General features: G+C 57.4%; 10 protein-coding genes. 6 read left to right on the forward strand and 4 right to left on the reverse strand.

Annotated elements, in window-relative coordinates:
- Nucleotides 1-104 precede the first annotated feature (104 nt).
- Both uca and atzF read left to right on the forward strand, forming a co-directional pair.
- The gene (gene uca, locus G8764_RS18665) at nt 105-3,770 is read left to right on the forward strand and encodes an urea carboxylase (protein WP_166166495.1); all 3,666 of its coding nucleotides are present in this window, start codon (nt 105-107) and stop codon (nt 3,768-3,770) included.
- A gap of 69 nt (nt 3,771-3,839) precedes the next feature.
- Nucleotides 3,840-5,651 (forward strand): allophanate hydrolase, encoded by a 1,812-nt coding sequence (atzF, locus tag G8764_RS18670; protein ID WP_166166497.1) that lies wholly within the window; start codon nt 3,840-3,842, stop codon nt 5,649-5,651.
- A 93-nt stretch (nt 5,652-5,744) separates the two neighbouring features.
- Here atzF and G8764_RS18675 read toward each other — a convergent pair whose 3' ends face one another.
- The 3 genes from G8764_RS18675 to G8764_RS18685 all read right to left on the reverse strand — a co-directional run bounded on the left by G8764_RS18675 (nt 5,745) and on the right by G8764_RS18685 (nt 11,131).
- Nucleotides 5,745-8,501, reverse strand: coding sequence for a cation-transporting P-type ATPase (locus G8764_RS18675; protein WP_166166499.1), 2,757 nt, complete (start codon nt 8,499-8,501; stop codon nt 5,745-5,747).
- Nucleotides 8,502-8,600: 99 nt separating this feature from the next.
- A complete protein-coding gene (locus tag G8764_RS18680) occupies nt 8,601-9,491 on the reverse strand; it encodes an LOG family protein (protein WP_166166501.1) in 891 nt (296 codons plus the stop codon).
- A gap of 239 nt (nt 9,492-9,730) precedes the next feature.
- Nucleotides 9,731-11,131, reverse strand: coding sequence for an MBL fold metallo-hydrolase RNA specificity domain-containing protein (locus G8764_RS18685; protein WP_166166503.1), 1,401 nt, complete (start codon nt 11,129-11,131; stop codon nt 9,731-9,733).
- A 484-nt stretch (nt 11,132-11,615) separates the two neighbouring features.
- Here G8764_RS18685 and G8764_RS18690 point away from each other — a divergent pair, with 484 nt between their 5' ends.
- Both G8764_RS18690 and G8764_RS18695 read left to right on the forward strand, forming a co-directional pair.
- Nucleotides 11,616-13,376, forward strand: coding sequence for an autotransporter assembly complex protein TamA (locus G8764_RS18690; RefSeq protein WP_166166505.1), 1,761 nt, complete (start codon nt 11,616-11,618; stop codon nt 13,374-13,376).
- On the forward strand, nt 13,376-16,858 hold the full coding sequence (locus G8764_RS18695; protein WP_166166507.1) for a translocation/assembly module TamB domain-containing protein: 3,483 nt from the start codon (nt 13,376-13,378) through the stop codon (nt 16,856-16,858). The genes G8764_RS18690 and G8764_RS18695 overlap by 1 nt, the downstream gene beginning before the upstream one ends.
- 688 nt (nt 16,859-17,546) lie before the next feature.
- Here G8764_RS18695 and G8764_RS18700 read toward each other — a convergent pair.
- The gene (locus G8764_RS18700) at nt 17,547-18,035 is read right to left on the reverse strand and encodes a 6-pyruvoyl trahydropterin synthase family protein (RefSeq protein ID WP_166166509.1); all 489 of its coding nucleotides are present in this window, start codon (nt 18,033-18,035) and stop codon (nt 17,547-17,549) included.
- Nucleotides 18,036-18,289: 254 nt separating this feature from the next.
- Here G8764_RS18700 and G8764_RS18705 point away from each other — a divergent pair, with 254 nt between their 5' ends.
- Nucleotides 18,290-18,982 carry an SDR family NAD(P)-dependent oxidoreductase gene (locus G8764_RS18705; RefSeq protein ID WP_166166511.1) on the forward strand — a complete coding sequence of 231 codons (693 nt, stop codon included), beginning with the start codon at nt 18,290-18,292 and terminating at the stop codon, nt 18,980-18,982.
- Between the two features lie 98 nt (nt 18,983-19,080).
- Nucleotides 19,081-19,791 carry an SDR family oxidoreductase gene (locus G8764_RS18710; RefSeq protein WP_207951966.1) on the forward strand — a complete coding sequence of 237 codons (711 nt, stop codon included), beginning with the start codon at nt 19,081-19,083 and terminating at the stop codon, nt 19,789-19,791.

The raw sequence follows: 19,791 nt of genomic DNA on the forward strand, positions 1-19,791 counted from the left end.
TTGACTGCACTGGCGTATACGACGCACTACACTAACAGCCCGGCGGGACGACCCGGCGGTTATTAATTGAATTGAGACGACTCAATCGGCAAAGGTAAAAGATTGTGTTTACTAAGGTATTGATCGCCAATCGCGGCGCCATCGCTGTCCGCATCATTCGCACCCTGAAGCGCCTGGGCGTTACCTCCGTGGCGGTCTACGCCGAAGCGGATCGGGACTCACTGCACGTCAGCCAGGCCGATTTCGCCATCAGCCTCGGCGAAGGCAATGCGGCGGCCACCTATCTCAACCAGGACAAATTATTTGCCATAGCGTCCGCCACCGGTGCCGAAGCCATTCATCCAGGCTACGGTTTTTTAAGCGAAAACGCCGAGTTTGCGCAACGCTGCGAGCTCGAAAGGGTGGTCTTTCTCGGGCCGCGGCCTGAGCAAATGCTGGAGTTTGGCTTGAAACACCGGGCCCGGGAACTGGCTCAACAATGCCAGGTGCCGCTTTTGCCCGGTTCAGAATTGCTCAGTGACCTGGCGGCAGCCAGCGCCGCCGCCGAGCAGATCGGTTTTCCAGTGATGCTGAAGTCCACCGCCGGCGGCGGCGGTATCGGCATGAGCCGCTGCAATGACCAGGCCGCACTGGCGGCAGCGTTTGAATCGGTGAAACGCCTGAGCGGCAACAACTTTGGCAACAGCGGCGTGTTCCTGGAAAAGTTTATTACCCGCGCCCGCCACATCGAGGTACAGGTGTTTGGTGATGGTGAGGGCAATGCGGTCACCCTGGGTGAGCGGGATTGCTCCGCCCAGCGCCGCAACCAGAAAGTCATTGAAGAGACCCCGGCACCCAATATACCCGCACCGGTACGGGAGGAATTGGCGGCGGTGGCCAGGCGCCTGGCCAGCAGCGTCAATTATCGCAGCGCCGGCACAGTGGAGTTTATCTACGACAGCGACAGCGACCAGTTTTACTTTCTCGAGGTCAATACCCGCCTGCAAGTAGAGCACGGTGTTACCGAGCAGGTCTACGGTGTCGACCTGGTGGAATGGATGGTGAAACTGGGTGCCGCCGAACTGGCGCCACTGGCAGAGCTGGCAAAAGACCTGCAACCCCGCGGCCACAGCATCCAGGCGAGAATCTACGCCGAGGACACCAACAAGGATTTCCAGCCCTGCGCCGGCCTGCTCACCCAGGTGGAATTCCCCCAGCTTTCCCCTACTCTGCGCATCGATCACTGGGTTGAGGCCGGTATCGAAGTCACACCTTTTTTCGATCCCATGTTAGCCAAGATCATCGCCACCGGCAGCGATCGCCAGCAGGCCTTGCAGCAACTTGCCCAGGCGCTGGCAGACACCCGCATCTACGGTATCGAAACCAATATCGACTACGTCAGGCACGTACTCGAGCAACCGCAATTTGAGCAGGGCGAGATCACCACTAACGCCCTCAACAGCCTGCAATTAATCCCGGCCACCATCGATGTCCTCAGCTCCGGTACCCAGACCACAATCCAGGACTATCCGGGCCGCAGCGGCTACTGGCATGTGGGCATACCGCCTAGCGGCCCGTTTGACAGCGTCTCCTTTCGCCTCGGCAATCAGTTGCTGGGCAATGCCGCCGACGCAGCGGGGCTGGAAATTACCCTGAACGGCCCCACCCTTAAATTCAACCAGCCCGCACGGGTGGTTATCGCCGGTGCAGATATTGACGCCCGCATAAGCAGTGGCAGCACTGGTCATAGCAGTGGCAGCCGCACACTGGAAAACTGGCAGGTGGCGGACATTGCGGCGGGCGACGTACTGACCCTCGGCGCCATCAACGGCCCTGGCAGCCGCGCCTACTTGCTGCTCGAGGGCGGCCTGGACTGCCCCCAATACCTCGGCTCCCGCGCTACCTTCACCCTCGGCCAATTTGGCGGCCACGGCGGGCGGGCACTGCGTACCGGCGATGTCTTGCACTGCGCTGCCCGGCCAGATAGCAGCCAGAGCGGCAACAATGCCGATCGCCTGCCCTGTTTACCAGCGGCAGCGCGGCCGCAACTGAGCTCGGAGTGGCAGCTGCGAGTTATCTATGGGCCCCACGGGGCGGCTGATTTTTTTACCCCGGAGGATATCGAAACCTTTTTCGCCACCCCCTGGGAAGTGCACTATAACTCCAGCCGCACCGGCGTGCGCCTGCTCGGCCCCAAGCCGGTGTGGGCCAGGTCGGATGGCGGCGAGGCCGGCATGCACCCCAGCAATATCCACGACAACGCCTACGCCGTTGGCGCGGTGGATTTTACCGGTGACATGCCGGTTATTCTGGGGCCGGATGGCCCTTCACTGGGTGGCTTTGTGTGCCCGGCCACTGTGGTCAGCGCCGACCTCTGGAAGCTGGGACAGCTGCGCGCCGGTGACAAGGTTCGCTTCCTGCCAATTGCATTGCAGGACGCGGTGGCGCTGGAGCGCGACCAGCTCGACAGCCTCAACCGCCTGCAACTGGAGTCGTTTCAGCCGGCGATGCTGCAGCCCGACTCCTGTATCGTCAAGGAGTTGCCGGCCAAGCTCAACGAAGCGGGCAAGGAACTTCCCAAAATCGTCTATCGGCTGCAGGGCGACCACTACCTGCTGATTGAATACGGACCGCTGCAGCTGGATATCAAGCTGCGTTTCCGCGTCCACGCGCTGATGCTGTGGCTGCAGGACAATACCCTGCCGGGCCTGCGGGAACTCACGCCCGGGGTGCGTTCCCTGCAAGTCCACTACGACAGTCAAACCCTGGACCTGGACACCCTGCTGGCGCACCTGGAAACCGCAGAAGACGCCCTCGATCACTCGGCAGACCCGGAAGTGCCCGCCCGTATCGTCCATATTCCCCTGTCCTGGGACGACGAGGCTTGCCGCATTGCCATCCAGAAATACATGCAATCGGTGCGCAAGGACGCGCCCTGGTGCCCGAGTAATATTGAATTTATCCGGCGTATCAACGGCCTGGACTCCATCGACGAGGTGAAGAAGATCGTCTTTGACGCCAGCTACCTGGTACTCGGCTTGGGGGATGTCTACCTGGGCGCGCCGGTGGCGACTCCGATCGATCCACGCCACCGCCTGGTCACCACCAAGTACAATCCGGCGCGCACCTGGACGGCGGAAAACTCGGTGGGCATTGGCGGCAGCTATATGTGTGTCTATGGCATGGAGGGGCCCGGCGGCTACCAGTTTGTGGGCCGCACCTTGCAAATGTGGAATCGCTTTCATAAGACCGCAGCTTTTAGCCAACCCTGGTTATTGCGCTTTTTTGACCAGATTCGGTTTTACGAGGTCAGTGCCGAAGAACTGGTTGCCATTCGCAAGGATTTTCCCAAGGGCCAGTACCCGGTCAAAATCGAGGAAACCGTGTTTAACCTTGGGGAATACGAGGGTTTCCTGCGCGACAACCAGGCGTCTATTGCGGACTTTACCCAGCGTCGGGAACGAGCCTTTGCCACCGAGTTGCAGCACTGGATCGAGTCCGGGCAGATGAATTTTGAACAGTCCCTGGCGGCAGAGAAAACGGCGCAGGAATTTGATTTGCCCGAGGGCGGCCAGGCGGTGGAAAGCCACGTCGCCGGCAGTGTCTGGCAAATCGCGGTGCAACCCGGTCAAACCGTCAACAGTGGCGACCTGCTGCTGGTGATTGAATCCATGAAGATGGAAATCGAAGTGCATGCACCCTGTGCCGGGACCGTACATCAAATTTTGAAACAGGAAGGCGACCAGGTCAGTAGTGGCGACCCGCTGCTGACGATTGCCGTTCAAGATTGATGGCCTTGCGACTGAATACTCACTAATCGCCCGCGTTTACCCGGGCGCGTAAATTGACTGGAAAAAACTATGGAACTGCAAAATCTCACCATCGATTATTTGAAAAGCCAGTACCAGGCCGGCACCTTTACCCCCCAGGAGCTGGTGGATCACCTGCTGCACAAGACGCAGACATACAGTGATAAAAACCTGTTTATACAGATGCTCCCCCTCGACGAAATCAAGAACTATATCGGCAACCTGGACCCGGCGGAAATCGACAGCAAGCCGCTCTGGGGCATTCCCTTTGTCATTAAAGACAATATTGACCTGGCGGGTATAGCCACCACCGCCGCCTGCGAAGCGTTTAGTTATGTTCCCTCGAAAAGCGCGTTCGTTGTCCAGCAGTTGATTAACGCCGGCGCCATTCCGCTGGCGAAAACCAATATGGACCAGTTCGCCACCGGCCTGGTGGGCACCCGCTCGCCGGACAAATGGGGTCCCTGCCGCAACTCTTTTAACAACAACTTCGTCTCTGGCGGTTCCAGCAGTGGTTCGGCGGTGGCAGTCGCACTGGGTTTGGCCAGCTTTTCACTGGGCACCGACACTGCCGGTTCCGGCCGGGTACCGGCGGCCTTTAATAATTTGATCGGCCTGAAACCGTCGCGCGGGCTGTTGAGTTGCACCGGTGTGGTTCCCGCCTGCAAGTCCCTGGACTGTGTCTCGATCTTTGCCACAACCACCGATGACGCCAGCCAGGTGTTTGAAGTGGCCGCGCAGTTTGATCCGGAGGATTGCTACTCGCGCAAAAATCCGGCCACCAATTTTAACAATTACGGTGCGGCCAAACAGCCGTTCCGTTTTGCCATCCCGCAGGAACAGCAACTGGAGTTCTTCGGCAACATTGCTGCCAGCAATCTGTTTGACGCAGCGGTGGCGCAACTGGAGGCCCTTGGCGGAGTCAAGGTGGAGATCGATTTCTCGCCCCTGTTTGACGCCGCTAAACTGCTTTACTCCGGCCCCTGGGTCACGGAACGCTATGTTGCCACGGAAGAAATCTACACCGAGCAACCGGAAGCGATGCTGCCGGTGATCCGGGAGATTATCGGCAAGGGGGTGGGCTTAACAGCCGCGGATACCTTCAAGGCCCTGTACCAGTTACAGGCATACAAGCAGCAAGCCGATCTGCTGTTTGCCGAGGTGGATATCCTGGTCACGCCCACCGCTGGCACCATCTACACCCAGGGTGAAATGGCCGACAACCCCATCGGCTTAAACAGCAACCTGGGTTATTACACCAACTTTATGAACTTGCTCGACTACAGCGCCATCGCCGTGCCCGCCGGCTTTTTCGAAAACGGTTTGCCGTTCGGTATCACCCTGGCCGGAAAGGCGTTTGATGACAGCAAACTGTTGTCCATGGCCAATCACTGGCAGACCAGCAATCAGTACCCGCTCGGCGCTACCGATTGGCCGCTACCCGCCCTGCGGGAGTCAGCCCCGGGTGTAATGGACAGCGTGGATGTGGTGGTATGCGGCGCGCACCTGGAAGGGCTTGCACTCAATTGGCAGCTGCTGGATCGGGACGCCAAACTGCTTGAGCGCACCAGTACCGCGGCGAATTACCGCCTCTATGCGCTCGCCGGCGGGCCGCCCTATCGCCCGGGACTGGTCCGCGACAGCAATAACGGCAGTGCTATTGAGGTCGAAGTCTGGCGCCTGCCTACTTCCCAGTTCGGCAGCTTTGTGGCGGGCATACCCCAGCCACTGGGCATCGGCAAGGTAGAGTTGACTGACGGCCGCTGGGTCGCCGGCTTTATCTGTGAACCCTGCGCTACTGATAATGCAGATGAGATCACCCATTTGGGCGGCTGGCGCAACTATCTGGCCCAGCAACAGTAATAAGCCAGCGCCGCCATTTATATCTCCGCGGAAACCTGCAGCAGGTTTCCGCTGAATCTGTCGGCGCCGACAGACTGGTAATTTTGGGGGCGATTAAGCCGGTACCTTTGCTCGCGCTTTGCCGCGCCTTGATCGCACCACCCACTTTTCCAACTCAACCAGCAACAACACCGAGACCGCCACCAGCACTATAGTGATCCACACCCCTGGTTCCAAATCAGCGGTACCAAACAGCAGCTGAAAAGGGCTCGCGTAAGTAAATACCATTTGCAAGCTCACCAATACCGCGATGGCGACTAACACATAGCGATTGCCGGTTAAGCCTTCCCAGTTAAATACCGATTCAGTGATATAGCGGGCATTGAACAGATAGAAAATCTCAAACATCACCAGCGTATTGACCGCGGCTGTGCGGGCGTGCTCGATGGTTGCGCCCTGGTTTAAATCCCAGAGATAAATTCCGAAAGTACCGACCATTAAAATAATGGAGACAAATACCACTCGCCAAAACAGGTAGAGGCTGAGAATCGGCTGTTTGGTATCCCGCGGCGGGCGCCGCATAACATTTTTTTCGGCGGGCTCAAACGCCAGCGCCAACGCCAGGGTAACGGCGGTGATCATATTGACCCAGAGGATCTGTACCGGTGTCAACGGCAATTGCTGAAAGCCCATAATAACCGCGCCCAGAATAATCAATGCTTCGCCACCGTTGGTGGGCAGAATAAACAAAATAGACTTGGTGATATTGTCGTACACGGTGCGGCCCTCTTCCACCGCGTGGGTAATGGAAGCAAAGTTGTCATCGCCCAATACCATTTCCGCCGCTTCCTTGGCCGCCTCGGTGCCGTTCTTGCCCATGGCGGTGCCCACATCCGCCCTTTTCAACGCCGGCGCATCGTTGACGCCGTCACCGGTCATGGCAACCACCTGGCCCTGTTCCTGCAACAGGCGCACCAGCAACAACTTGTGCTCCGGGTTGACCCGCGCGTAGACATCGACGTCTTCGATACGGTCGCGCAATTGCGCCTCGTTCATGGCTTCGAGATCTTTGCCGGTGAGCACATCACGGCTGTTTTTTAAACCCAGCTGCTTGGCAATGGCGAGCGCCGTGGCGCCGTGGTCACCGGTAATCATCTTCACCGTAATGCCGGCCTGGGTGCACTTGCGTACCGATTCAATCGCCTCGCTGCGCGGCGGATCGCTGAGGCCGAAAAAGCCCAGCAGGGTCAGGCCCTGCTCGACATCGGCGAACTTTAGCTCAACCTGTTCGGCAGGCACAGTTTTCATGGCAATCGCCAGCACGCGCAGCCCCATGGCGGCCATTTCCTCGATTCTATCGAGCCAGTACTGGCGTTCTAGGCTCTGTTCACCGGAGTAGTCTCTCTGGGTGGCGCACATGTCCAGTACCCGTTCCGGGGCACCTTTCAGATAAATAAACGCCTCGCCGCTGTGGCTGTGGTGCAGGGTCGCCATAAACCGGTGTTCGGATTCAAACGGAATCAGGTCCGTGCGCGGATAGTTCTTGGCCTCGAGTTGCAGGTCCAACCCCGCTTTCTGCCCGGCGACCAGCAGCGCTCCCTCCATCGGGTCACCGTTGACCTTCCACTCCCCGTCCTTGCTTTCCAGCGATGCATCATTGCAGAGTACCGCTCCGCGCAACGCCTCATGCAGCAGGGGTTTGTGCTCCACGTCCACAGGGTCGCTGTCCAGGCTGATGTCACCGTGGGGATCGTAGCCCGTACCGCTGACGTCAAACCGGTGCTGGCTGGTGGCAATAGCACCCACGGTCATCTCATTGCGGGTGAGGGTACCGGTTTTATCGGAACAGATAACCGATACCGAGCCGAGGGTTTCCACCGCCGGCAATTTGCGAATGATGGCGTTGCGCTTGGCCATGCGCTGCACGCCAATGGCCAGGGTTATGGTCATGATGGCCGGCAAGCCCTCCGGTATTGCCGCCACCGCCAGGCTCACCGAGGCCAGAAACATTTCCGTTGGCAGGTAATCGTGAATCCAGACACCAAAGGCAAAATTGGCTGCCGCTACCACCAGGATGCCGATGGTCAACCAGTGACCGAATTGCGCCAGTTGCCGCAGCAACGGGGTGGTGACGTTTGATACCCCCGCCACCATTTTACTGATTCGTCCAATCTGGGTTTTTGACCCGGTAGCCACCACCACTCCGATCCCCTGGCCGTGGGTCACCAGGGTGCCGGAGAAGGCCATGCAGCGCTGATCGCCCAGCACCGCGTTGGCTGCGGCCGGGTTGTTGTCTTTCGACACCGCCACTGACTCGCCAGTGAGGGCGGCCTCCTGGATTTGCAGCCCCTTCAAGCGGATCAGGCGCAGATCTGCCGGCACCTTGTCGCCGGATTGCATACTGACAATATCGCCCGGCACCAGCAGTTCTGCCGGCACCAGGCTTTGTTTGCCCGCGCGTATCACCATGGCATTAGGCGACAGCATCTGGCGGATCGCACGCAGGGCATTTTCCGCCTTACCCTCCTGGATAAAGCCGATAATGGAGTTGATCAATACCACCCCGAAAATAACACTGGCATCCACCCAGTGCTGCAGCATGGCGGTAATGACGGCCGCGACCATCAACACGTAAATCAGTACATTGTGGAACTGCGCCAAAAAACGCAGCAGCGGGCCGCGCCCCTTGACTTCAGGCAGCCGGTTAAAACCGTATTGTTGCTGGCGCCGCTGTACCTCTTCCTCCGCCAGGCCGCGTTCGCTGGCGTGCAGTTGGGCGAGCACAGCCTCCGCGTCCATTGCATGCCACTGGGCCGAAACACCGCCCTGGTCCTTGCGCTGCTGTTCTGTTTGTTCAACTGCCTTTTGCATTGACTCAACTCCTGTGCCTGACGATCTATCGAGCTGCAATGACTAATTCCTGAAATGGTTGGGATAGACCCGTGTGGTCAGGATAAACCCCCGGAGAGGTTAAGAAAGACCATAGTGCCGCTTGATAATTTCCCACGCCTGATCCGCACTATCTATGATCTGGAATAAGTCCAGGTCACTTTCCGAGATCACGCCTTCGTCAACCATCAGCTCAAAATCGATAACCCGACTCCAATAATCACTACCGAGCAACAATACCGGCAGAGGTTTGACTTTTTGGGTCTGGATCAGGGTCAGGGTTTCAAACAATTCATCCATGGTACCGAAGCCGCCGGGACAGGCCACCAGTGCCTTGGCGCGTTTTAAAAAATGCATTTTCCGAATCGCAAAATAGTGAAATTGAAAACACAGTTCGGGGGTGATATACGGGTTTGGCTGCTGCTCAAAAGGCAGGACGATGTTCAGGCCTATGCTCTTGCCGCCCACATCCATGGCACCGCGGTTGGCGGCTTCCATAATGCCCGGTCCACCGCCGGTTACTACCACCATTTGGCAGCGTTCGTCACTGGCTGTGTCCGCAGTAATCAGTTGCGCCAGTTTGCGGGCCTCAGCGTAATAGTGCGCATTGGCGAGAGTGCGGGCGGCGATGCGGGCTTTACGGGCCAGGCGGGCATCGCCGCTATTGGCTCGGGCGCGGTCTTCGGCCGCAGCCAAGCGGGCAGTTGCGGTTTCAATATCGTAGATTCGCGCGCTGCCAAATATCACTACTGTGGAATGAATGTTGTATTCATCCTGAAGCAGGTCCGGCTTGAGCAGTTCCAGTTGCAAGCGCACTGGACGCAGGTCCTCGCGCAGTAAAAAATCGGCATCGGTAAATGCCAGCCGATAGGAGGGTGACCGGGTCTGTGGTGTATCCGGCGCTCGCCTGGAGGCATCGGCATCTTCGCCGGCGCTGGGGAATACTTTCGGAAGGTCTACCGAGTCAGCCATAAATTACCTCTCTGTTGCATGAATTTCCTCTCCTGGTTACTTTTCCTGGCTGCATATTTGTTGTGGCTGGCGCTGGTCGGACAGCACTTTCCGGACAGGTCATAGCCAGGACATACGATTGCTGGGCGGGCTTGGCTGCGTAATGCTGTGTCAAAACTGGCGACGATGCCTGCGCAGCTTCCGCACAGATTGACTGCAGCAGCCCGGATTAATTCGACCCTGGAACAAACAGCAGCTCGCTAAATGGTAATCGTTTGCCTTTCAGTGGGAATGGTTGCATCCCAACCATGCTGCGCCAGGTGTTGTTTGAAAGTTGACTTCGCTTCTTCTTCGCCGTGGACCAGGAAAAGCTTGGGCCTGGGTTTATGGAAATGGCTCAACCAGTCCACCAGTTGGGACTGGCTGGCGTGGGCTGAAAAACCACCCAAGGTGTGAATGGCAGCACGCACGACAATTTCCTCGCCCGCCATGCGAAACGTTTTGGCGCCGTCAACCAGGGCCCGCCCTGGAGTGCCGATGGCCTGGTAGCCGACAATAACCACGTGGGCATTGCGACGCCAGAGATTGTGCTTGAAGTGGTGGCGGATACGCCCACCGTTACACATACCACTGCCGGCAATAAAAATGGCCCCGGCCTCAATCTTGTTGAGGGCCATGGAATCTGCCGTGGTGGATGAGTAGCGCAAGACAGGTAAAAAAGTGTGCAAGCTCTTGTGCTTGCCCTGCCCCAGCACCTCGGCATCTTCCGGGTTGTAAAAATTCTGGTAGCGGTGATAAATTTCCGTAACCGCAATCGCCATGGGGCTGTCCAGGTATACCGCCTGTTGCTTTAATTTGCCCTTTTGATACAGCTCACCCAGGCGAAAAATAATCTCCTGGGTGCGTCCCACTGCAAACGATGGAATCATTATGTTACCGCCGTTTGCCGATGCGGTGACGATGATTTCCTCAAACTCGTCCAGGGTTTCCTCCATGGAGCGATGATTGCGATCACCATAAGTCGATTCAATCAGTAAAGTGTCGGCGCTTTCTACGATCTCCGGATCTTGCAGCAGAGCGGCGCAGCTATTGCCCAGGTCGCCGGAAAATACCAGTTTACGCTCTCGCCCCCCCTCTTTAATAAACAGCTCAACAATGGAGGAGCCGAGGATATGACCCGCGTCACGAAAGCACACACTTATACCCTGGGCGATCTCGCTGCGCTGGCCGTAATTAACGCCTTCGCAAAGCGGCAATGTCTGCTCCACATCCTCCAGCGTATACAGGGCATCTATTTCTCTTTTGCCGGTGCGACGACGGTGTTTGTTCTCCCATTCGACGTCCCGCTCCTGCAGTGAGGCGGCGTCCTTTAACATGACTTCCAGCAGCTCCCGTGTGGGGTAGGTCATGTAGATACAGCCTCCATAGCCATCGGCCACTAGTTTTGGCAGTCGCCCGGAATGGTCGAGGTGCGCGTGAGACAGTACCACCGCATCGAGATCAGATACTGTAAAAGGAAAGGGGTCGCGGTTGGCCTTCTCCTCTTCTCGCCGGCCCTGGAACAAGCCACACTCCAGTAATACTTTGGCCGAGCCCGTTTCCAGCAGATAAGCCGAGCCCGTTACCCCGTTGATGGCACCGTAAAAGGTCAGTTTCGCCATTGCAGCCTCACCTGAACGTTTATAATTCTACCTAATTACCACCTAAGCTAAGCTTTCGTGCAGCCGGCACTATGTTAGGTCTGGCTTCGGGGGCTTGCTTTCAAGACCCTCGACAGCAGGGATGCTGTCGTGGAGCCTCCATGGATGGAACCTCGGCGAGTCTTGAAAGCAAGCCCCTGGAGCCAGGCCGGGAGCAAAGCTGCTGTCCCAAGGGCTACAGGGTATATGTTTTCTATCGCCGATAGCTGGCTTATTCATAGGCGTAATTAGGTAATTCTATTTGTCGTCACCTCCATACTGACTCGAAATTGAGCCGCAATCAATCCCTCCTGCCCGTCCCCGGCGTTCATGCCTTTGCGCCCCGGAAAAATCAACGACTATTGCCCTGCTGCTGCTCCACATTGGGATTCACATACTCTACAATCCCGATACGCCCCTGCTGTGATGCGGGCAATCCCTTACGTTCAGGCCGACAAAATCCATAATGAAGTACGTTTTGCGCATAATCGCCTTGCTGATCCTGGCAGCGATTACCGGGTGTCAGTCGGCCCTGATTGCACCACTCAACCCGTTCGACAAGAAAGACACGCCGTTCGAGATTAAGGTTCCCCAAAATAATACCCTGCAACGGGTGCTGGCCGATGAACTGGTTCTCTATCGCGCCAACCTGGAAGAGGTACAGTTTTCCCAGCCACGCAAAATTGCCTACCAGGAGCGACAACTGCTGATTAAAAAGCTGCGTTCCGAGGGCTATTACAGCAATAAAGTTAAAACTGTTCTCGAGCGGGAGAAATTTATTTACCTGGTCGAACCCGGCCCCCGCTACCGGGTATCCAGGGTGGTAGTGAGGGAGCCCGAGGATATCTCTATTCCCAGCAACAGGGTCAAGTTAAAGGCCGGCGCCCCGCTGTTGGCAAAAGACGTGCTGGCTGGCCAAAGCACCCTGCACGACTACCTGCTGGACAATCACTGCCTGTTCAGGCCGGAGGTCAACTACCGGGTGCTATTGAACCACGCCAAGCACTCGGCTGAGGTCATTTACCTCATCACCGAGAGCCCGGAAATGGTATTTGGATCGGTTCAGATGGAGGGTTTAACCACCATCGAGAAGGATTACTTGCTGGCCCGGCTGCCCTTCAAGGCAGGTAATTGCTTCAAGCGTTCGCAACTGGACAAGGCCCGCCTGCAGCTGCTGCAAACAAACCTCGTTGCCAGTATCAGTATTGAAGAGCAAGAGCCGGTAGATAACCGGGTCAATGTTACCTTGCAGGTCACAGAACGGGATCACCACACAGTGTCCGCCGGTGCCGGGTTTGAATCGGAGGAGGGCTTCGGCGTCTCCGTCGGCTGGGAGCACCGCAACCTGCTGGGACGAGCCGAAAAGCTGAGCATCGATGGTCACGTGGCCGAGTTTGCACGCTCCCTCGACGCTTCCCTGACCTTTCCCCATATTTGGCGCGACAACCAGGCCTTGACCGTCTACAGCGAGCTAAGCAGTGAGAACCCGGATGCCTTCCAGTCGGAAACGGGTACTGTCGGTGTAGAGCTGAGCCGCCAGCTAACCAAGCATATCCGCGCCCAAATCGGCGGGGAGCTGGCCTTCTCAAAGGTGACCGAAGACGATAGCAGCGAGGATTACGCGCTGCTATCCGTGCCCATGAATATCCAGCTGGATTATCGCAACAACCCGCTGGACCCGACCTCCGGCTGGGTAGCCGGGCTCAATGTACGCCCCTACTGGGACGCCTACGACACCGACACCCGCTTCCTGCACTCCACTATAGCCGCCAGTGCTTATCTCTCCTCCGCGCGCCTCTGGGGGCGACCGACGCTGGCCCTGAGATCGGCGATGGGTACCATTACCGGCATAGACCGCACCGATGTGCCCGCCAATATCCGCTTTTATTCCGGTGGCGGCGGCTCGGTGCGCGGCTACGCATACCAGGGGCTGGGCCCTACCACTGACGGCGAGCCCAGCGGCGGCCTGTCATTTTCCGAAGTCTCGCTGGAAACCCGTTTGCGCTGGGGCCAGAGCTGGGGGGGAGTGCTTTTCCTGGACGGCGGCACCGCCTACGAGTCGGCGACACCCAAACCCGGTGAGGATCTGCGCTGGGGTGCGGGTTTTGGCCTGCGCTACTACACCAGCTTTGCCCCGATCCGCTTTGATATCGGTTTCCCGCTGGACAAGCGCGACGGCGAAGACAATAACTACCAGATCTATATCAGCATTGGGCAGGCTTTTTGATGGGGCCGGCATTTCTCAATCAATGGCACCCAATGCGCCTGTTGCGCTGGCTCCTGACCCTGCTGGCGACCTTATTGTTGTTACTGGTGGGCCTGGGGTTGGCCCTCGCCGTGGCCCTCAACTCCGAAAGCGGCCGCTTGTGGCTGACCAAACAATCCATCGAGGTGATCAACCGGGGCAAGTCAGTGCACATCGAGCTGCAGGGCCTGCGCTCACCTGCACTGGGCAATTGGCGCGCGGACCTTATTGCCGTTTCCCAGGATGGCAGCCCGCTGCTGGCCATCCGCCAGCCAGAACTGCTCTGGCGCCCATATTTTCTGTTCCAGCATCACCTGCTTGTTGAAAAGCTTGCCGCCGCTGAGCTGGAGGTGCACAAACCGGGCGGGGAAAGCCCAGCGCCAGAGCCGGCCCGAGAGCCCCTGGCACTGCCGTTTTTAGAGCAGATAGAACTGCGGCAATTACAACTCAAGACGATCAGGCTGCACGGCTTTGGCGGTCTCGAGCCGAATGCCGAGCAATTCAACTTGTCTCTGGACGGCCGCGCTGGCTGGCGCAAGGACCAGAGCGTCAACTTGCAACTGCAGGCCGCGAGCCTGGACGCAACCGCTGCGCAGTTGCAGTTACAACTGGATTCCGCTGACTGGATCACCTTCAAGGCTGAAGGTGTGCTGCGAGAGCAGGCTGGCGGCAGTGTCGGTCAACGCCTGAAATTACCCCTGACACAGGCGATCGATGCCCGTTTCAGCGCCGCAATTCGGATGGAGGCCACCACCCTGACCCTCTCGGTCAAGGAATTGCTATTTCCGCTGGTCGACAATCAAATTGCTATCAGCACTGACCTGCAATACACCCCTGAGGGCGGCGACCTGCTGGTCGAACAACTGCAGCTTGGTATCAACGACACCCGCCACCGGGCGCAGGGTAAATTAGTCGCCGGACAGCTGGACTTTGAAGTGGAGATAAACCAGTTGCCACTGAGTATCGGCAGAATCTGGCTGGATCAACTTGGTCCCGGCCAGTTGAGTGCCAAATTACGGGTTGGCGGAAGCATCGATCAGCCACGAGTGAATGGCTCGGCGTCAGCGCAAGCGTTGTACAACGACCTGCCGGTGGCCATTGCCGTAGAGGGCACCGCCACTGCCAGCAATGCTACTTTGGCCGCCATCACGGCCAGCATGGCCGAGGCTGAAGTTGCCGGCCGTGGCAGTATCGACTGGCAGTCAAGGCAGACCAAACTGGATTTCCAGGGGCGTAATTTTGAACTGCAGACCTTGCGCGAATTTAGCGTGCCGCTGCCCGACAATCTCGACTTTTCCTTTGCCGAATTTAGCGGGCGGCTTACCGGTGCTGTGCAGGACCCTGACGTAGACCTGACGTTTTCCGGCAGCGGCCACTATCGGCAGCAGCCGTTTACCCTTAACAGCACGATCGACAAGCGGCAGTCGACCCTGGCAACCAAGGCCGCGCACTTGCAGCTGGGCACAGCAAAGGCGGTATTGTCTGGCAATTTTGACTACTCCAGCTTGCACGCAGATTTGCGCCTGGCGGCCGACGCCCTGCCCCTGCAGCTGGTCGGCCTGGCGGACCTGAGCCTGCCGCCTACCCTGGAGGGTGTGGCAACGGCAAACCTGCACCTGCAGGGGCAAATACAGCAACCGCGTATTGAGGGCGACGCCAGCATTAGCGGTCGCTATCAGGACATACCGTTTACCACAGCGGCCCGCGGCGTCTACCAGGCTTCAATTTCCCGAGTCGATACGCTGGAGCTGTCCATCCAGGGCCAGCCAACGCTCAGTGCCAGCCTCACTTACGCCCAGCAACAGATCGATCTGCAGCTGGACAGCGCCAGGCTCGGCACCGATCAGTTCAGTTTTATCCACTGGCCGCTGCCGCAAGGCACATTGCAAGCGTCGGTGAACCTCAAAGGCAAGCTGGACGACCCGCAGCTTAACGCGTCGTTTAACTACGACACCCAAATCCAGGGCTATGACGAAGAGAGCGAACCTGTCAGCCTGCCCCTGCAGTGGAATATGATCGCCGCTCACAGCGATGGCAAACTGACGCTGGATTCGCAATTCACTCTGGGTAACAAGCCGGCGGAACCACTGGCTATCACACTGGTTACCAAACCCCTGCTGGAGAAGCTGCAAAACCCGGAGGATGTCCGCCCCTACAACACCCTGCCCCTCGCGGCAACACTGGCTGGCCAGCTTAACCTGCAGACCGTAGCGGCCTTTATCCCCGACAACTCCCAGAGTATCGCCGGCCAACTTAGCACCAACCTGGATCTGTCCGGCACTCTGCTGGAGCCGATTCTTAATGGCAACCTCAATTTGAGTAGCGCCTATTACAACAATTTTTCCACTGGCACCACCATCGAAAACGGCCGCTGCAGCGTAGAAATGTCACTGCAAAAACTGCAACTCAAAGACTGTGACGCGACCGATGGCGAAAGAGGCAAGCTGATTCTGAGTGGAGCCGCCAGACTGCCCAGCGGCAGTGATAGCGGAGAGGTAAACCTGACACTAAAAGCCAGCCAGGCGGCACTGTTGCGCAACCCGCAAATAGAGAGCGAGTTAACCGGCAAGATCAATCTCAGCGGTGATTTCAAGGCACTGCTGGCCAAAGGTGAGGTTGAGGTTAGCCCGTTTACCGCCATCCTGAGCTCCAGTCTGGCCCACCAGATACCCACCATCAAGGTGGAGGAGCTGGAGACGGAGGAGCTGGAAAGCGACGAAGGTAAACCGGCAAGCCTGCAGTTGCCCGTGGTCACCCTGGATCTGGTGCTGTCAGCGCGCAAACAGGCCTACCTCCGGGGGCGCGGGCTGGAGGCGGAACTGCAAGGCAAACTCAAACTCGGCGGCACGTCCAGTGCCCCCACCTACGAAGGCGCGTTTAGTACCGTGCGCGGCTCGTTCAAGGTGTTTGGCAAAAAGTTCAATCTCGAACGCGGCCAGGTTAACTTTAACAATAACGCCATTGGTCTCTCTATCCAGGGGGTTTACAGCAAGGCGGATCGGGTCATTACCGCCAACCTCAACGGCACCGACGAGGACTTGAAAATAACCTTTTCATCGGTTCCAGCCATGCCCGAAGACGAGATAGTCTCCTACGTTATCTTCGGCAAATCCATCCAGAACATGTCCCCCATAGAGGCCGTGCAACTGGCCGCTGCCATCAACACCCTGCGCGGCGGCTCCGGTGGCTTTGACCCCATCGACAGTACTCGCGAGTTGCTGGGAGCAGACACCCTGTTTATTGAAACAGAGACCACGGAAGACAATACCTCCGGCGTCAGCGTAGGTGTGGGCAAGTACATCAACGAGAGAGTCTACCTGGAGGTGGAGCGCACGCCCAATCCATCCCAACCCTGGAAAGGACGAGTGGAGATTGAGCTGACCCCCAACCTGAACCTGGAGAGCTCAACCGGTGGTAAGACCGGTATCGAAGGGGCGGAATTGAAGTGGAAAAGGAGCTACTGAGGCTGGTTACTGTACCTGCTGCCAACTGGTTGAGACAGCCGGCTGACGTCCCAATATTGGCCAGGAATTCCTTCAACTTCGCGGCCAGTATTGGTACCGGCTCAGCACTGGTGTCGGCTTAACCCAAGTATAAGCTTACCTAATTACGCCTATGAATAAGCCAGCTATCGGCGATAGTAAACATATACCCTGTAGCCCTTGCGACAGCAGCTTTGCTCCCGGCCTGCCTCCAGGGGCTTGCTTTCAAGACTCGCCGAGGTTCCATCCATGGAGGCTCCACGACAGCATCCCTGCTGTCGAGGGTCTTGAAAGCAAGCCCCCGAAGCCAGACCTAACATAGTGCCGGCTGCACGAAAGCTTAGCTTAGGTGGTAATTTGGTAAGCTTATCAGATACGATAATGGTTCAGCACTGGTACAGCTGGAAAACAAGTGTTGTTTCGGCAGCGCCGCAGAAGCGGGCCTTTTTAACCCCGCCACTACCTACCAAACAAGATTAGAACATCATCTCAACCTTATGATTTTATTAATCTTTAGGCCGAAGTTAAAGTGATTTAGAAGTTGGTATTTTCGCAGCGGCGTCCATTCCCGTTCTGTCCATTGCGGGCACTGCCTGCCCACCAGACCCGCACAGCTCTTAACGACACTGGCCATAACTGCGCTGGCGTGTACAGGGAATATCCGCGCGACTCATGCGGCCCAACTGCTGGAGCCGCACTGACCGGGACCCGAAAAAACCCGCACCTCCAGGGCCCGAATGTCAAAGCGGTTGCCGTCCTGGTTGACCTGCAGTAATTTTTCCAGGATGTAGTGGGAAAACTCTTCCACTGTAGTGTTCCTGATGGGCAACAATATCGTGTCAGATTTTAACAGCGGCATGGTCTCGCCATTGAACTCGACGTGATAAAAGGCCCCCTCGCTGCGAATCTGCAAATGGGGGGATTGGCTCGGGATAAGCACGTATTCATCCAGCTGTTCGCACACCTGCTTGAGAATATCCTTGTAGATGCGGTAGCTGAAACACAGGCCATCGTCTCCAACCGGCACCGTGAGAGCCGCTGTGACACTGAAATTGTGGCCGTGCAGGCGCTCCCGCTCGGTGGCGGAAAAAATCGTAAAGTGAGCGGCGGAAAACTTTTGATATTCCTTTGCCAGGGTGATCGTCGTCAATCTTTCCATGTGGATGTCTTATTTACTTGCCGTATGTCTTATTGAATTGCGATGTATAGTCAGCCAAATACCGGTTCCAAGGCACTGCTGCCCTGCCGGTTAATGGCAAGCAGGGTAAGCTATTTGGTATTCAGTTTGAATCGCGTTAAAACCACTGCCCTACCTCTACCAGTTTACTTTAGCATACAATGCCCGCAGCAAGTGACCGCGAACTGCAATCGCCGCAGCTCACTATAATTAATGACCAGACAAGAGAGAGTTACATGAATTTAGACGGTTTACGCATTGCCATCACCGGCGCCTTTGGGGGGCTGGGGTCCCAGGTTGTCGAGTCCGTATTGTCCAGTGGCGCCCGTGTCATTGCCATTGACTACGCGCCGGCCGATCCCGCCCGGGACCGGGACAACCTGTTGCAACTGGGCGGCGTCGACCTGACCTCGGAAGACAGTGCCCGCCAGGCGTTCCAGACCGCGGGCACTCACTTTGGCGGCCTCGATGCGCTGGTCAATATCGCCGGCGGTTTTGTCTGGGAAACCTTTGCTGACGGCAGCCTCGCCAGCTGGGACAAGATGTACAATATCAATGTCAAAACCGCGGTTATTTCCTGCAGCGCGGCCCTGCCCTTCCTGAGCAAAGAGAAGAGCAGCAGTATTGTCAATATCAGCGCCCTCGGGTCAGTGCAAGCGGGCCTCGGTATGGCACCCTACGCCGCCTCCAAAGCCGGGGTATCGAAGCTGACCGAATCCCTGGCGGAAGAGTTCAAAGGCAAGGGGCTGCGGGTCAATGCCGTTATGCCGTCCATTATCGATACTGCGATTAACCGCAAGGATATGCCCGACGCAGACTTTTCTACCTGGGTTTCTCCCGCGGAATTGGCCAACGTTATCAGCTTCCTGGTCTCCCCCCAGGCCAGTGCCATTACCGGCGCAGTGATACCGGTGGTTGGACGGGTCTAAGCCGCGCGCGTTATCATCCTCTCTGCAGGGGCTGCGGCCGGAGCAAAGGCCGAGCCCCATTACTTTCGCACACCACTGAAAAACGAGAGGCAGACACCTTGAACCAAGCAAAGCTGGCCGTGGTTACCGGCGGCACCAAAGGCATCGGCAGAGCCGTAATTGAAGCGTTTTCTGGCAGTGGTTTCGACATTGTCACCTGCGCCCGCAATAGCGACGATCTCAGCGCGCTGAAACGCGACATAGAAACCAAACACAATAATCGCGTCTACGTTTGCCCCGCCGACATGTCGCGCAAGGACGATACCGGTCGTTTCGTGAACCTGGTTCTAGACCTCAATCGCCCCATTGATGTCCTGGTGAACAACAGCGGTGTGTTTATACCGGGCGCGGTTCACACCGAGGAAGAGGGCCTGCTCGAGCAGCACATTGAAACCAACCTGTACTCCGCTTATCGCGCCAGCCGCGGCCTGATACCGGAGATGAAAAAAGCTGGCCGCGGCCATATCTTTAATATCTGCTCCATTGCCTCGCTGATGGCCTACAGCAATGGCGGCTCCTACACCATCAGTAAATTTGCCATGTACGGCATGTCCAAGGTCCTGCGCGAGGAGATGAAGCCGTTTAACATTCGTGTTACCTCCGTGATGCCCGGCGCCACCCTGACCGCCAGCTGGGAGGGTGTAGACCTGCCCGAGGAGCGTTTTATTCCCCCGGAGGATATTGCCCAACTGCTGTTGACTACCTATCAGCTGAGTGAGCGCAGCGTAGTTGAAGACCTGGTGATCAGGCCCATGCTGGGTGATATTTAG

Source organism: Pseudomaricurvus alcaniphilus (assembly GCF_011440395.1).
Lineage (GTDB): Bacteria > Pseudomonadota > Gammaproteobacteria > Pseudomonadales > Cellvibrionaceae > Pseudomaricurvus > Pseudomaricurvus alcaniphilus.

Coding starts and splice junctions, on each gene's coding strand:
- atzF (WP_166166497.1), top strand. CDS start 3,840: ATGGAACTGCAAAATCTCACCATCGATTATTTGAAAAGCCAGTACCAG.
- G8764_RS18695 (WP_166166507.1), top strand. CDS start 13,376: ATGGGGCCGGCATTTCTCAATCAATGGCACCCAATGCGCCTGTTGCGC.
- G8764_RS18700 (WP_166166509.1), bottom strand. CDS start 18,035: ATGGAAAGATTGACGACGATCACCCTGGCAAAGGAATATCAAAAGTTT.
- G8764_RS18690 (WP_166166505.1), top strand. CDS start 11,616: ATGAAGTACGTTTTGCGCATAATCGCCTTGCTGATCCTGGCAGCGATT.
- G8764_RS18675 (WP_166166499.1), bottom strand. CDS start 8,501: ATGCAAAAGGCAGTTGAACAAACAGAACAGCAGCGCAAGGACCAGGGC.
- G8764_RS18685 (WP_166166503.1), bottom strand. CDS start 11,131: ATGGCGAAACTGACCTTTTACGGTGCCATCAACGGGGTAACGGGCTCG.
- G8764_RS18705 (WP_166166511.1), top strand. CDS start 18,290: ATGAATTTAGACGGTTTACGCATTGCCATCACCGGCGCCTTTGGGGGG.
- G8764_RS18680 (WP_166166501.1), bottom strand. CDS start 9,491: ATGGCTGACTCGGTAGACCTTCCGAAAGTATTCCCCAGCGCCGGCGAA.